A 298-nucleotide genomic window follows, 5' to 3' on the forward strand; every position below is an offset into this window, starting at 1 on the left:
GTATTTATAGGATTTAGTGCAGGAATAATGATAACTGTTCTGACCACCGTGCATCCCCTCTATTTTTATATCTTTCGGAATAAATGGAAATAGCAAAAATACTGCCTTACACAACAGTATTCTTATTAACCACTTCTACTGGAATATGCTGAAAACTTTTCACATCAAACAAGCCAGTAGTGATTATCTTCAGCTCCGGGATTACTGGTAAGCTCAGGAACGATACTGTTAAAAAAAGATGAAATTGGATATCCTGATGTACTTCATGCAGGGCATCGTGTACTTCTTGAAGTTTTAC

Annotated in this window: 1 protein-coding gene; it reads right to left on the reverse strand. The window is 36.2% G+C overall.

Features of this window, described 5'->3' with window-relative positions:
- Positions 1-106: 106 nt before the first annotated feature.
- Positions 107-298, reverse strand: a 192-nt coding sequence (locus R0J88_RS19450; protein ID WP_410900788.1) for an adenine deaminase C-terminal domain-containing protein, incomplete at its 5' end; no start/stop codon positions are given.

It is taken from the genome of Pseudoalteromonas sp. SIMBA_162, from assembly GCF_046535955.1.
GTDB classification, from domain to species: Bacteria; Pseudomonadota; Gammaproteobacteria; order Enterobacterales; family Alteromonadaceae; genus Pseudoalteromonas; species Pseudoalteromonas marina.